This window comes from Clostridium sp. BIOML-A1, assembly GCF_009874105.1.
In the GTDB taxonomy this organism is placed as follows: domain Bacteria; phylum Bacillota; class Clostridia; order Lachnospirales; family Lachnospiraceae; genus Coprococcus.
This window is the reverse complement of record NZ_WWTL01000003.1, coordinates 182,447-197,701: the sequence shown is the minus strand read 5'-3', so window position 1 is coordinate 197,701 and position 15,255 is coordinate 182,447. Positions and strand designations below refer to the sequence as shown.

The 15,255-nt window shown below is 42.1% G+C and carries 12 protein-coding genes and 1 pseudogene; all 13 read right to left on the bottom strand.

Going from position 1 to position 15,255, the window contains the following annotated elements:
* Positions 1 to 33: 33 nt before the first annotated feature.
* Positions 34 to 867: a TIGR03915 family putative DNA repair protein gene (locus GT641_RS03695; protein ID WP_161116843.1), complete on the bottom strand. Its 834-nt coding sequence runs from the start codon at positions 865 to 867 to the stop codon at positions 34 to 36.
* 107 nt (positions 868 to 974) lie between these two features.
* The gene (locus GT641_RS03690; RefSeq protein WP_161116842.1) at positions 975 to 2,438 is read right to left on the bottom strand and encodes a putative DNA modification/repair radical SAM protein; all 1,464 of its coding nucleotides are present in this window, start codon (positions 2,436 to 2,438) and stop codon (positions 975 to 977) included.
* Between the two features lie 795 nt (positions 2,439 to 3,233).
* A complete protein-coding gene (locus GT641_RS03685; RefSeq protein ID WP_008402324.1) occupies positions 3,234 to 3,785 on the bottom strand; it encodes a hypothetical protein in 552 nt (183 codons plus the stop codon).
* Between the two features lie 74 nt (positions 3,786 to 3,859).
* Positions 3,860 to 4,441, bottom strand: a complete 582-nt coding sequence (locus tag GT641_RS03680) for a xanthine phosphoribosyltransferase (RefSeq protein ID WP_044945885.1) — start codon at positions 4,439 to 4,441, stop codon at positions 3,860 to 3,862.
* Between the two features lie 116 nt (positions 4,442 to 4,557).
* Positions 4,558 to 5,100: a DUF308 domain-containing protein gene (locus GT641_RS03675; RefSeq protein ID WP_117823009.1), complete on the bottom strand. Its 543-nt coding sequence runs from the start codon at positions 5,098 to 5,100 to the stop codon at positions 4,558 to 4,560.
* A 5-nt stretch (positions 5,101 to 5,105) separates the two neighbouring features.
* On the bottom strand, positions 5,106 to 6,923 hold the full coding sequence (ftsH, locus tag GT641_RS03670) for an ATP-dependent zinc metalloprotease FtsH (RefSeq protein WP_161116841.1): 1,818 nt from the start codon (positions 6,921 to 6,923) through the stop codon (positions 5,106 to 5,108).
* 268 nt (positions 6,924 to 7,191) lie between these two features.
* On the bottom strand, positions 7,192 to 8,076 hold the full coding sequence (locus GT641_RS03665) for a DUF3298 and DUF4163 domain-containing protein (RefSeq protein WP_021944519.1): 885 nt from the start codon (positions 8,074 to 8,076) through the stop codon (positions 7,192 to 7,194).
* Entirely contained in the window at positions 8,066 to 8,638 is a 573-nt protein-coding gene (locus GT641_RS03660) for a sigma-70 family RNA polymerase sigma factor (protein WP_008402317.1), read from the bottom strand. The genes GT641_RS03665 and GT641_RS03660 overlap by 11 nt, the downstream gene beginning before the upstream one ends.
* 24 nt (positions 8,639 to 8,662) lie before the next feature.
* On the bottom strand, positions 8,663 to 9,580 hold the full coding sequence (locus tag GT641_RS03655; protein ID WP_161116840.1) for a GDSL-type esterase/lipase family protein: 918 nt from the start codon (positions 9,578 to 9,580) through the stop codon (positions 8,663 to 8,665).
* A gap of 267 nt (positions 9,581 to 9,847) precedes the next feature.
* A complete protein-coding gene (locus tag GT641_RS03650) occupies positions 9,848 to 11,248 on the bottom strand; it encodes a sodium:alanine symporter family protein (RefSeq protein ID WP_161116839.1) in 1,401 nt (466 codons plus the stop codon).
* 101 nt (positions 11,249 to 11,349) lie between these two features.
* Positions 11,350 to 12,978 carry a Na+/H+ antiporter NhaC family protein gene (locus GT641_RS03645; RefSeq protein WP_192919794.1) on the bottom strand — a complete coding sequence of 543 codons (1,629 nt, stop codon included), beginning with the start codon at positions 12,976 to 12,978 and terminating at the stop codon, positions 11,350 to 11,352.
* Positions 12,979 to 13,225: 247 nt separating this feature from the next.
* Positions 13,226 to 14,443, bottom strand: coding sequence for an iron-containing alcohol dehydrogenase (locus tag GT641_RS03640; RefSeq protein ID WP_161116838.1), 1,218 nt, complete (start codon positions 14,441 to 14,443; stop codon positions 13,226 to 13,228).
* Positions 14,444 to 14,893: 450 nt separating this feature from the next.
* Positions 14,894 to 15,058: pseudogene (locus tag GT641_RS13150) on the bottom strand (IS30 family transposase); the annotation flags it as partial.
* Positions 15,059 to 15,255: the final 197 nt, after the last annotated feature.

Below are 15,255 nucleotides of genomic sequence, written 5' to 3'. Positions count from 1 at the left end.
TTACTAAAAGTTAGTAAATTTTATTCTTTTTGTTTACTGCATGAATTCTACCGCATGCTTCCGCTTCCATATCGGCATCAGATTCCGCTGGCAGGTCGGATTCTTCCGCTGTTCAATCCCAATCGTATGAAAGAAGGTCTTCCAGAGTTCGGTATATTCATCCTTCAATAATTCCGTCTGTCGTAGCATCTTCATTTCCTCATCGGACAACTCCCGCAAATACATCTTCTGAGCCTTTTCCTTCATATATCGGTTCTGTTCTGAAATCTCTCTTTTTCTATCTGCCTGCTGCCCTGAGTAATGTTTTCCCGGATGGATCACCGCATACTTCCGGTTATCATCAAGGATCATAAAATATTCATCCGGCATCCGGTCTGCAAAATGCTCTGCCACCTGATAGATCACATCATGCTTCGGTTCCAGATGACAGACATACACCTTATTATCAATCGAATTGAATCTGGCAAATTCCCGAAAATGATGAATTTCATTTCCAACTGCCCGCCGAATCTCCAGCATCCGGCTGACCGGAGGCTCTGCAAGCATCCCGATCACCCTTGGTCCTGCCTGAAATCCGATCCGCAAAAACCGGTAGATATCGTCCAGTACATCATCTTCCATCAGACAGGCATAATACACATCGATATATGCCTGCATCCCAATCTTATTTCGAACGGAACGCAGAACCTTTTCCGTCTTTTCTGCATCGGCATCCACATGGACATACTCGTCAAATAAAGTTGCCTGCACGATCGGCTCCGTCCGTAACTGCACCTTATCATGTCCGACCCGGAGTGCATAGACCCATGCATCATAGATGCAGGTCATCATATCTTCTAATTGATGTTTACAGGTAAATATCCTCATATTTACATTCTCCCATCTATATCCTCATCTATCTATAAAATCTATCCTGACAATATTTCTTCATACAATCGTCTATTCTTAAATAGGATTTTACATTTATCCACAAATCAATTTGGAACTCCAAATACTCCCTGAGCATCAAAAAAGGATAACTGCTTATATTCTTCTTCCTTATGCTCTACCTGCCAGTTTTCTTTTGCATGCTCGCCTATCAGTTGTCCGGTAATATACTGCTCTTCGATCGGTATCTTATACATCATCCGTCCTCCACAGGTAATAAAATAATGCGCCCGTTTCAACACCACGCCCATCTTCTTCAGATGGTCAAATTCCAGATGTCCGTACCGTCTCGCCTTTACGATCCTGCCTGCTGATTTCGGTCCTATCCCCGGCACCCGAAGCAGCGTATCATAAGAAGCTGTCTGCACTTCGATCGGGAACTGTTCCAGATGCCGGATCGCCCAGGCACATTTCGGATCCATCCGGACATTAAAATTCGGTCGCTCCTCCGACAACAATTCATCTGCCTGAAATCCGTAAAACCGCAGCAGCCAGTCTGCCTGATACAGTCGGTGTTCTCTCAGAAGCGGAACCGGAGTCGCAAGAGACGGAAGTGCCGAGTCCTCATTTACCGGAATATAGGCGGAATAAAAGACACGTTTCAGATCATAGTTCTGGTATAACTTCTGTGTCGTCTGAACCAGCGTATAGTCGCTCTCATCGGATGCCCCAATGATCATCTGTGTACTCTGACCTGCCGGTGCAAATGCCCGTGGCTTCCATGTATCCTGAGTTGCCGGAGCAAAGGAAGCAGCTTTCTTCCAAAGAGAGCCGCCTCCATTACTCTGTGCTCCGGTCAGCCGTAACTGTTCTTTCCCGAATATACTTCCCGGCAGGTAACGATTCCCCAGACTGCGTTCCATTCTTGCATCTTTCCCTATCAGGGTTCTTGTCTCTGCGATCGTATCACGCACCTTCCCCATCGGAGTCATGATCGTCTGGAAACTCTTATTCGGAGCAAGCTTCTTTAGGCTCTCCGCAGTCGGCAGCTCCAGATTCACACTGATGCGGTCGGCCAGAAATCCGGCAGCCGCAAGTAGTTCATCCGGCGCACCCGGAATCGTCTTTACATGAATATATCCGTTGAACCTGTATTTTGTACGAAGGAGCTGTAAGGTTATACAGATCTGCTCCATCGTGTATGCCGGATCACGGATCACACCGGAGCTTAAGAACAGCCCTTCTATATAATTCCTTTTATAAAATTCGATCGTCAGTTCACAGATCTCCTCCGGCGTAAAAGTGGCACGCTTGACATCATTCGATACTCGGTTCACGCAATACTTGCAGTCATAAATACAATGATTCGTCATCAGAATCTTGAGCAGAGAGATACAGCGCCCGTCTGATGCAAAGCTGTGACAGATTCCGCAGGATCGTGCATTTCCGAGCATTTCTTCCTTTCCTTTTCGATCCACACCGCTGGATGTACATGCCACATCATACTTCGCCGCATCCGCCAGTATATGTAATTTTTCCTGTATAGTTTTATTTGCTTGTATTTCGAACATATGTTTATTATAAGAACTTACGTTCGATTTTTCAAGTGGAAATTTTTGTTTTTTACATACGAAAAAGGCTTCCTGAAAGGATCCATGTAGCTAAATCAAACCTGTTCACTCAAATATTTATATCAAAATGAACAAGAGTATCATCTATTATTCCGCAAGACGCTTCCGCTCTACCTTCGACGTAATGGTACATAAGGCTGCAAAATACGCAGCCTAAGTACCAACGCGAATAAACTGAGACCTTAACGAGGGGACCGAGTTTAGTTCGAAGTTACACAGAGGGGGCAGGCTTGCTTCATAATAATAATACTCTCGTCCATTTTGCTCAAAACAATACTTTGCAAACAGGTTTGATATATCTGCAATATTAACAGGAAGCCTTTTTCTGTCTTTGTAATAAACTACATGCATATTTCCACATTTAAAAATCAAACTGGTAATCGTTTCATATTGCGAAAATGTTACAGAATTATTACAATTCCATTGTACTCGATCGATACATTTATAAATTACAACAGGAGGATCTTATTATGTGTATGAATTGTAACTGTTCAGATCTTTGGAATATGATCTGCAAATATCTGGGTTTAGGCTGTTAAATTAAAAAAAGGCTTCCCACTAATGTATGGGCTTATATCTTTATGGAACAGACCTTTTTTCACGTCGGTCCTTAGTGAACTGCGATAAGCAGTGAACTTAGTACCGTTACGTGAAAAATAGAACGCAAGTGTTCTGTGAAATAAAGGATATAGCCCATGCATCAGTGGGAAGCCTTTTTATTATTAAATATTTTAATTATTTCTTCTTATTCTTCAAGTCTGTCACCAGAATCATTGCTGCGCCGACTACCATAACGATCGCACCGATCAGCAGGAAGATGGTTCCATAGCCAAGGCTATAGACTATATCGCCATTGGTATTATTCTTAATCTGAACCATTGTATTGACCAGATCGATCATGATCACAGCCAGAGTCAGGATCGCTGTAAGTAACGTCCATTTTCTTGCATTTTTAAATACCATTATAATACTTGTGATCAATGCAAAAAATATAACAAGGATTCCGTCTCCACTCAGGAAATTGACGGATTCTGTTGTTCCATCCACAGTCGCCTGAACGAACGGCTGGAAGTTTGCCCATATCAGAAGCACCGCCATAAGTCCGATCAGAACTCTTCCGATCGCAACAGGTTTCGGTGTCTCCATCTTCTCATTTGCTACATTTGAAAACCGTTTGGAGATTCCTCCATAGGTCTTACTGTAATCCATAATGGATAAATCTTTCTCTCTGTGCTCTCCACTGCCGGAGGTTGTCTGCACAGAATCTTTCTCATTCTGTTCTGCCATAAAAAACTCCTTTAATTACTCCTCTGGGACAAGGCTACGATCGGGAAACGATTTACAACCTTTGTCATTGCTTCCTACTGCTCCCGGAAAATGATATTTCCTGTCGCTGCATCCATCTCGTCTACAATTGCAAGGGATTCCAGATGATATCCCAGATTCCGGATGATCTGTCCGCCGGTCTGGAAGCCTTTTTCGATTACGATACCGATTCCCGCAACATTTGCACCGGCTGATGTCACGATAGAGATCAGTCCCTGAAGGGCACAGCCATTTGCAAGGAAGTCATCAATGATCAGAACATTGTCGTCCGGATTCAAGAACTTCTTTGACACGATAACCTGATTCTTACATTTATGGGTAAAGGATTCTACCTCTGCCACATACACTTCGCCTTCTATATTGATGCTTTTTGATTTCTTCGCAAAGATAACAGGCACATCAAACTGTCGCGCTGCCACACATGCGATCCCGATTCCGGATGCCTCGATCGTGAGAATCTTATTGATCGGCGTTCCTTCAAAACGCTTCTTAAATTCTTCACCGATCTGGTCAAATAACCGGATGTCCATCTGGTGATTCAAAAAGCTGTCAACCTTTAATACATTTCCTTCTTTTACAATTCCGTCTTTTACAATTCTTTCTTCTAAGAAATTCAACTGTAGTTCCTCCTTGAGATTGCTTTCGTCCTTAACAAACAATTAGTACAATCATACATCATTTCTCGACGAGATTCTACTGGAAATGTATTTTTTATGATTCGAATTATTCACGCCTACCAGTCTGATCCCATTTTGCTGAGTGCTGATGCAATACTATCAATTCCAAGCACGATCAGATACAGTCCGATCAGATAACCGAATGCGACAACTGCCATAATCGGTTCTATCAGAAGCATAACTCCGATCACGATACCGATGATATTCAACAACAGGGATACAAGTCCGAAGCTGTTACCTGCAAAATACCGTACTGTGCTGATATGGGACAGTCTGGATATACTGTGCATAATGATCCAGAGTGCAAAGAGCCAGATTACTAACCGTTGTGTGGCTCCCGGACAGAGGATCAGCATCATACCAAGCAGGGTACTTAAGATGCCAGAGGTCAGGGATACTGTCGGTACAACTCCCATATGCCGCTCCATCTTTACATAGAATATAATATCTGCTATACCGCTGACTGCTGCCACGATTCCGTAACAGATGACAATACTGTTCAACATACTTTCAGGACGGATCATCGTAAAGATACCAAGTATAGTGAGTATGATTCCCAGTATCAGCTCCATCCAGCCAAATTCTGTTCGTTTCCTCATAATTCTCACCTCTTATCCTGTAAAATGCTCATAAATTCGTCTCCTGTAATCGTCTCTTTCTCATATAAAAAGGCTGCCAGTTCATCCAGCTTTTCTCGGTTCTCCTCTAAAATCTTACGCGCTTTTTCATGCTGAACCTTCACCAGTTCTACAACCTTGCGGTCAATCTCCCGCTGGGTTTCCGGTGAACAGGTAAGGGATGTATCCCCACCAAGATACTGATTATTTCTCGTCTCCATCGCAACCATATCAAAGTCATTATTCATGCCATACTGGGTGATCATCGCCCGTGCGATCTTCGTTGCCTGCTCGATATCATTCGATGCTCCGGTCGTAACCTCACCGAATATCACTTCCTCTGCTGCACGTCCACCGGTAAAGGTTGCAATCTTATTTTCCAGTTCTTCTTTTGTCAGCAGATATTTGTCTCCCTGTTCCACCTGCATGGTGTAGCCGAGCGCACCTGAGGTTCTCGGAATGATCGTGATCTTCTGTACCGGTGCCGAGTGCGACTGCATGGCCGCTACGAGCGCATGGCCGATCTCATGATAGGCAACCACATGCTTTTCTTTATCTGATAAAACAGCATTCTTCTTCTGATATCCTGCGATAACTACTTCTACGCTTTCTTCAAGATCTGCTTCTGTAACGATCGTTCTGCCTGCCCGTACTGTCCGAAGAGCTGCTTCATTTACGATATTTGCCAGCTCTGCACCGGAAGCTCCTGCTGCCATTCTTGCAATCGTATGGAAATCCACATCATCCGAAACCTTAATCTTTCTGGCATGTACCTGAAGGATTGCTTCCCTTCCTTTCAGATCCGGAAGTTCAACCGGAACTCTACGGTCGAATCGACCCGGACGGGTAAGTGCAGGATCAAGCGATTCCGGTCGGTTTGTTGCCGCCAGGATGATAACGCCGTTGTTTCCTTCAAAACCATCCATCTCAGTCAGGAGCTGGTTCAAGGTCTGTTCTCTTTCATCATTTCCTCCAATCTGTCCGTCACGCTTCTTACCGATCGCATCAATCTCATCGATAAATACGATACATGGTGCTTTTTCCTTTGCCTGCTTGAACAGATCTCTGACCTTGGAGGCACCCATACCTACAAACATTTCTACGAATTCCGAACCGGACATCGAGAAGAACGGTACATTGGACTCTCCCGCAACTGCTTTTGCAAGCATTGTTTTACCGGTTCCCGGAGGACCTACTAACAGGACACCTTTTGGCATCAAAGCACCGACATCCGTATATTTCGCAGGGTTGTGCAAATAATCAACGATTTCTGCCAGATTTTCTTTTGCTTCATCCTCTCCTGCGACATCCGAGAAACGGATACCGTTTGTTGACTGCACATATACCTTGGCATTGCTCTTGCCCATTCCAAAGGACATCGCATTCTTACCGCCCGCCTGTTCGATCAGCTTCTTACTGAAATACTGACCCAGTCCGATGAATATAATGATCGGAAGAAGGAATGTCAACAGGAAATGCCAGACCGGTGATACCGTCTCATCGACATTCTTTGAAAATACCGCTCCGGCATCGTATAACCGTTCCGTCAGTCCCGGATCATCCATAGCTCCGGTCTTATAGTATGTGTTCTTATCCTTGTCTGTGAAGATGATCTCAGAATCATCCACCTCTACTTCACCAATATTTTTCTCATTGATCATCTTCATAAATGTTCCGTAATCTACTTCCTTGACCTGTATCTTCATCAGAAGCGGATAAATAAACATATTAAAAACCAGAAGAACGACCAGCACGATCCCATAATAGAAGATCAACGGCTTCTTGGGTGATTTTACTTCTTTCATATGTCTCCTCTCTTTCCGGCAGGTACCTGTAATTTCTACATATATGTACTGCCTTTTCCTGTATTATTTCCAAGTTTCGCAAATTATCGCAGCAATTGCCGCTGACCTGTGTTGACACAGCTTTTGGTATTGCTTATGCAGGAAAAGCTATTAGCACTCGCTATATAAGAGTGCTAAGTTTCTTTTAGAACAATATAGCCAGAAAAAAAGGAAATGTCAATCTCTTTTATAAAGATTTCACACTTCCTTTACAGCTTTTTATTTTATATTATTTTGATACATCAATTATAAATTCCGGCGTTCCCATTGCTCCTGCACCCAGCTCATATTTATTAAAAAATACCACAACCTGATCCTTGTCATTGATATAAAACTGTGTATCTTCATTGATCAAATCTTCCAGATCTAAATCTTCCCAGAGATAGAATTTCTTTTCGTCGTCCCAGGTATTGATCTGCTTCTGAACCTCATCGGCTATGATCTTCTTATAATTGCTGCCAAACCATTCTTTTAATGTAATATCCTTTCCTGTATCCAGATCAATGTTATAATAGAACATCTGGTAATAACCGGTTGCCCGGGTCTCATTTTCACTGATCACAAAAGATACATAATGTTCATCCAGACATTTGACCTCATAGTCAATAACGATATCATATGGGATAAAGTTCTTCGGATCTCCCCCGGTTAATATATAAGCGTTATACTCTTCTTCCGCACGCTTCTTACTTGCTTCCACTTCCTGGTTGATCATCTTTGCTATCTCACGATTCACACGCTTTTCCAGTTCGGAATTTCCGGTATTATTCAACTGCGGAACTTTCACATTTACATATTTGGCTTCATCCGCATATTCATATTCCCGGAAGGTAAATACCTGACACACAGGACCGATAAACGGCGTATCTGCTGCTGCCTTTGCAAACGTCGGAGATACATTCAGCAGAACCACAAATATCAAAAACATTGCAGCTACGGCCTCTCCTGCATAACGCAGTATATGTTTCTTCCGTCTCGTATATATATTAACAGGCTTCTGATCCGACATCCCTGTGCTCTCTGTCGTCAGCCCTTCTTCTATCGCATCCTGAACTATGGAATTCAATTGTTCCGGGATTTTTATATTTTCATATTCCTCTTTATTAAACTTCATCATAAACCTCCAAATCCAGCTTTAAGAGTTTCAAAGCCTTATACAACCTTGATTTTACTGTGTTGATATTATCTCCTGTAACCTCTGCGATCTTGTCAAATTGCATATCTTCAAAAAAACGCAAAAGAACGACTGTTTTCAATTTTGCCGGAAGCCGATCCATAGAATGATACAGATCGACATATTCCTCCTGCTTTCCCGTCCTGTCTGTACTGTCTTCAAGTGAATCATCCTCCTGCAGATAGACAACCTTTTTTTGCCTTCGCAAAGCCATCAGACATTCATTGATCAGTATACGATACGCCCATGTTTCAAAGTATTCCGGACTTTTTACCTGGCTCCGGTTCTGCAGTATCTTAACGACCGCATCATGAACCGCATCTAAAGCATCCTGTTCATTCTTCATATAGCCAAATGCCATCCGATAAAACTTCTCCTGATTATCCTCAATAAATCGTATCACTATAGTTGACCGGATTCCCGTATCTTGTGATTCCTGCTTTTTATAACCGGCACGTTCATTCTGATATTTCGTTTTTCTTAAAATACTACGCTCATTCACGTTCTGTTCCCTCTGTTAATATTTTTATTTATCCAGTGTATGTTCCTCCAGATATGTGAGCCATTTTTCACAATATTTCTTATTCAGATGAATTCCATCTGTGGCCGCATCATCCGGCAGAACTCCATCTGTTGATACCGCTTCCTGCACATTCACAAATGTAGCACCTTCATCCGCTGCAAGCTGCTCTAATCGTTTATTATATTCCGCGATCTTATCATTTCTGACATATCCGCCGGAATCCGATACCGCTTTACTTACCGGAAGTACCGACTGAATAAATATCTTTGCAGATGGATTTTGTGCCTTAATATCATCAATGATCTGCTTGTAATCTGAGATAAATATATCATTACTGATCCAGCCTGTCTCATTGATTCCAAACATTAAATATACACGATTATATCTTGTTCTGGCAAGTGCCTCCATCACTGACCGGTCTTCATCGTCCTGATGGATTACTTTTGCGGTATATGCGCTTGCAACAGTTAATCCCTTGTGTACATATGCGGTTGTCTGTATACCGGTTTGTAACACGAAGCCTTCCGTTCTGGAATCTCCGACAAATACCGCATCCGAAAATTCATTTGATTTGTCATTGCTCTTTAAATCCATGTTTTTTACTGATCCTGTTGTAGTATCATCGCCCCGGCCTGTCAGCAATGTCTCTTTCACATTACCGGTTCCGGAACTCTCTGTCGTACTTGTCTCTGTCGTACTTACCTCTGTTGTCACAGGCTCCTGCGTTGATCCTTCTACAATCGGTCTGTCTTTCGCCATATGTATGAACCGAATACTGATGCAGAACGCAAACAGAAGCATTGCTGCTGCCGTTCCACGCATAAATATCTGCTGTCTTCTTCTCCTTCTCTTTCTCTTTTGCTGCATTAAGAACATCTTTCTTCTTTTTTGTAATCTGACTCTATTCCTATTCTGACGCATTATCCGTTCCTCCTTATCTATCTCAAAAGTATTTCTTACTTTGTTTTCTATTATTTAGATGTTTAAGGATGAGAAAAAGTTGACACAAATTTATATTTTTTGAAAAAATTTTGATTTGACGAAATTTTAATCTGAAGTTCCTTGCTTTATACAATAAGACTTTCCATAAAGCAAAAAAACATCCGATCGGTTAACGACATATTCATATCTGTTATCCGATTAGATGTTTTTTGTTTATCTATTATTTTTATTTATCTGTTATTTTTATTATGCTTCTTCCCTTGCTTCCGGATCAAAATGCTCCCTGACAAGCTTCACAACTACACCGGAAAGCAAGAATACTGCGATCAGGTTTGGTATCGCCATCAGACCATTGAAGGTCTCTGCAATACTCCAGAGCAATCCAAGATCTAAGGTTGCACCAACGATAGCAACCAGTGAATAAACAAACATAAACGGCTTATTTACCTTTGTTCCGAACAGGAACTCGATACACCTCGCACCATATAATCCCCAACCAATAATAGTTGAAAATGCGAAACAGCACATCGCCACAGCTGTAAAAAGTGATACCCAGTTGCCATATGTAGCAGTAAACCCACTGATCGTAAGCTCAGCGCCCGCTGCCTGTCCATATGTGATCGGCACTTCGCTGCAAAGTATAACCAATGCAGTCAGGGTACAGATAACTATAGTATCTACGAATACTTCAAAGATTCCAAAGAATCCCTGTTTTACCGGCTTTCTTGTATCTGCACATGCATGTGCGATTGAACCTGTACCAAGCCCGGCCTCATTTGAAAAGATACCTCTTGATACACCCTTCTTCATGCTCATGAAAAAGCTTCCAACAACACCACCGGTTACTGACGCCGGTGAAAATGCGCCTTCCACAATCTCTTTAAATACTGCCGGCACATGATTGATATTTAAAATTACGACTCCAAGCGCAAGCACCACATAGAACAGCGCCATAAATGGTACCAGCTTCTCTGTTACCTGTCCGATTCTCTTAATCCCGCCAAGCAGGATCAATGCAAGCAGGACTGCGAGCACAATACCGATGACCAGATTTATGGTTGACGCGGAATCCTTTGAAATAATTCCATAATTAAATAATGCAGAATCGATCGCTGTCGTGATCGTGTTTACCTGTGTGGCATTTCCTGTACCGAATACTGTGATCACACCAAATGCTGCAAACAAATATGCAAGCCAGTGCCAGTGCTTCTTCAGACCATTCTTGATGTAATACATCGGTCCGCCGACAAATTCGCCCTTATCATTCTTCTCCCGGAAATGAACGGCGAGTGTTACTTCTGAAAACTTTGTACACATACCAAGAAGTGCGGATATCCACATCCAGAAGACGGCGCCCGGTCCACCGATAGCGATCGCTCCTGCAACACCTGCTATATTTCCTGTACCGACCGTAGCCGCAAGCGCGGTACACACCGCCTGAAACGGTGTCATGGCTCCATCGGCAGCCTGTTTCTTTCGAAACATTCGCCCGATCGTAACTTTCATCGCATATGGGAATTTCCTGATCTGCAGAAACCGGGTTCGGAAGCTTAACACCAGACCGACACCAATAATACAGATCATGGCAGGGACACCCCATATAAAGTTATTGACTACGTTGTTGATTGATTCAATTGTTTCTAACATATTTTACTACTAATTTCCTTTACTATAATCTGGCAAGTTTTTCGAATTCAGGTCGTACGCTCTTAAATATGTCCATACGTTTCGGTGAAAATATTCGAAACCTAAACCTCTTCACGTCCGGTTTTTGCACGAATAAGCATTAGAACTACAAATAACAGCACGATACAAACCGGAAGCGCAAGCCATGAAAGTGCGGCAAGCTTCGCAGCCTGAAGAATTCCGATCAGCAGATATCCAACCATACATACTGCAGCTACAACAATTGCATATGGAAGCTGTGTAGATACATGGTTTACATGCTCACAATGTCCTCCGGCAGATGCCATGATCGTTGTATCTGAGATTGGGGAGCAGTGGTCACCACATACCGCACCTGCAAGACAGGATGCGATAGAGATTACCATCATCTGTCCGGATGGGAATACGCCGATCACGATCGGGATCAGAATACTGAAGGTTCCCCATGACGTTCCGGTGGCAAATGCAAGTAAGGCTGCAACAATGAATATGATCATCGGCAGGAAGCCCTGCATGGAACCGGCAGAACTGGATACCAGATCAGCTACATATACCTTTGCGCCAAGGAGATTCGTCATACCGGAAAGTGTCCACGCCATTGTAAGGATCAGGATCGGTGCGATCATTGATTTGAAACCTTCCGGTATACATTCCGTAAATTCCCGGAAGGATAAGGTATCACGCAGCATGAAATAAATAAACGTAAATACCAGTGTAACAGCACCACCAAGCACCAGGCCAACCGATGCGGATGAATTTGCGAATGCATCTACAAATGATGTTCCGCTGAAGAAACCACCTGTATATACCATTGCAATGATACAGCTTATGATCAGCACAACAACCGGCAGAATCAGATCCAGCACATGTGCATTTTCTTTTAAAATTTCTTCTTCATTATCTTCATATGGTCTTCCCGGAGTTGTGAACAGATCCCCTGCGATCGCATTCATTTCATGTCTCTTCATCGGACCGAAATCAACACGAAGAATGGTTACTCCAAGTACCATGACTAACGTAAGAAGCGCATACAGATTATATGGAATTGTCTGGATAAATACTGCAAATCCGTTAATTCCAGCATCTTCCGGTACGGATGATGTAACAGCTGCAGCCCATGAACTGATCGGTGCTATGATACACACCGGTGCTGCTGTAGCATCAATAATATAAGATAATTTGGCTCTTGATACTTTATGACGATCTGTTACGGGACGAAGGACACTTCCTACAGTCAGACAATTAAAATAATCGTCTACAAAGATCAGGATTCCAAGAACCATAACGGATAATTGTGCACCAATCCTTGTCTTAATGTGTTTTGATGCCCATTTTCCAAATGCCGCAGAGCCTCCTGCTTTATTTAACAGGGATACCAGAATACCAAGCATAACAAGGAATACCAGAATACCCGTATTTCCTGAATCTGAAAGCTTCGCGATCATACCGCCGTTTTCATTAAACAGCATGGTATTGATACCTAACTCCAGATTGAAATTTGAATATAATAATCCACCTGTGATAATACCTGCAAGCAATGAGGTATAAACCTCCTTTGTGATCAGTGCCAGACCGATCGCAATAACCGGTGGAAGCAGAGATAATATCGTTGCATAGGTCTTACATTGATAATTCTCCGGATCTGCGATCTCCCCCGGTGTTTTACCGGTTACCACCATGAGTGCGATTATGATCGCAATGAATATAAGCATCGCAATCTGTTTTCTTTTGATCTTCAATTTCTCTCCTCCAAAATTTTCTTTTGTTTTTTATGCCCTATGATAAGCATTCTGCTACATTCGTTTCCATAAAGGCACACTACTTTTCCAGTATAAAGTGCTATCCCTGAGAAATCAAGTTTTACCTGACATTTTAAAAGGGTATTTTCGGAATTTGTTCCAAAAATACCCTGGTTTCTTATTTTATATCAGTATTGTACCTCTTATAAATCAATTACTTTTAGAAATCAACCTCTGAATCATAATAACAGCACTTTAAGAGTTTCTCCATCTCTTCCTGACTCGGCTGTCTTGGATTTGATCCTGTACATGCATCCAATATTGCATTTGCTGCGATCTCAGGCAACCGCTCTAAGAATACATTCTCAGGTACAAAGCCCTGCTCTGCCGGATAGCTGTCAGCACCATAATGTTTGATACAGTGTGGGATATTCAGATCATCGTTCATCTTACGCAGATAGTTGATCAGAAGTGTTACCTTCTCATCTAATGTATCACCGCCAAGTCCCATAAAGTCTGCGATCACTCCATATCTTTCTTTTGCAGTTTCATCCTTTGCATTAAATGCGATGACCTTCGGCAGATACATTGCATTTGCCGCACCGTGAATGATGTGTGCACCATAATCTGCAAATGCTGCACCTGTTTTATGTGCCATAGAATGAACAATACCCAGAAGCGCATTTGAGAATGCCATACCTGCAAGGCACTGAGCGTTGTGCATTGCGTCACGTTTTTCCATATCTCCGTTATAAGAACCAACCAGATCATTCTGGATCATCTTAATAGCATGTAATGCAAGCGGATCTGTGAAATCACAGTTTGCGGTTGATACATATGCCTCGATCGCATGTGTCATTGCATCCATACCGGTATGAGCAACTAACTTCTGCGGCATCGTCTCTGCCAGCTCAGGATCAACGATCGCTACATCCGGTGTGATCTCAAAATCAGCGATCGGGTATTTGATGCCCTTCTGATAATCCGTGATAATTGAAAAGGCCGTTACTTCAGTTGCAGTTCCTGAAGTAGATGAAATTGCACAGAAATGAGCTTTTTTACGAAGGGAAGGAATACCAAATACCTCACACATATCTTCAAATGTAATGTCCGGATATTCATATTTGATCCACATTGCCTTTGCCGCATCGATCGGAGAACCTCCGCCGATTGCTACAATCCAGTCCGGTTCAAACTCCAGCATGGCAGCAGCACCCTTCATAACTGTTTCAACAGACGGATCCGGTTCAATGCCTTCAAATAACTGAACTTCCATTCCTGCCTCTTTCAGATTCTTTTCTACTTTATCCAGAAATCCAAAGCGTTTCATAGAGCCACCGCCAACACAGATCATCGCCCTTTTTCCTTTAAAAGTTTTTAATGCATCTAATGCATCCTTTCCATGATAAATATCTCTAGGTAACGTAAATCTTGCCATTTCGTCATCCTCCTATAATTTTATTATTTCTAAACTAAAAAGAAAGCAATGCTATCACACACTACTTTCTAAGTATATCACAGATTATTCAAATCGGCATTATATTTTGTATAATTTTAACAATTTTTTTTGTTAATAATTTAATAATTCAAACTTATTCCACAAAATACATCTTTTATTCTTGGTAAATAGTAAGCTGAGAATCCAATTTGTAACCCAAGACTCCCCATTTGTAAATGAAAGTCCTGTTTTGTAACCGAGATTCCCGGTTTGTAAGCTAGATTCCCGAATTTTCATTTCCATTACGATATGATATAATACGTTCAGCAATAAATTTGCAACGACAACTAGAGATTAATTTCCTCTCGAAATTTTTGTATCGGAGAATCCATCCCTGTTTTTGCTTGAATAGAGTTGTTCTATTCTGGCGACACTTAGCAAATTTATTTGTTACTTTTTGAGAAGTTTAGGCTTTAAGATGATGTTCTCGGCGGCAACCGGTGAGCATCCCAGTTTCTTAAGTACCTCTTCTCCATAGTAAAAGCTGAATGTTTCGTATAGGCTACGGTTGTTCAGCTTTTTTCTTTTGTAAGAATTGATATGGTCCATCATCAGAGTAACCTGATTTTCCACTTCCATTTTCACCATACACGATTGTCAATCCATCACATACATTAAGTCGAGGACCTGTTTTTAATTTATTTACACCATGTACATTGCCAACGCCTTGCCAAATAACTGTTGGAACTTTTTCCTCGTCTACAATCGGAGGATCTATTTCTTCGCCAAGGCTACCTTCCTCTAAGTTAGAT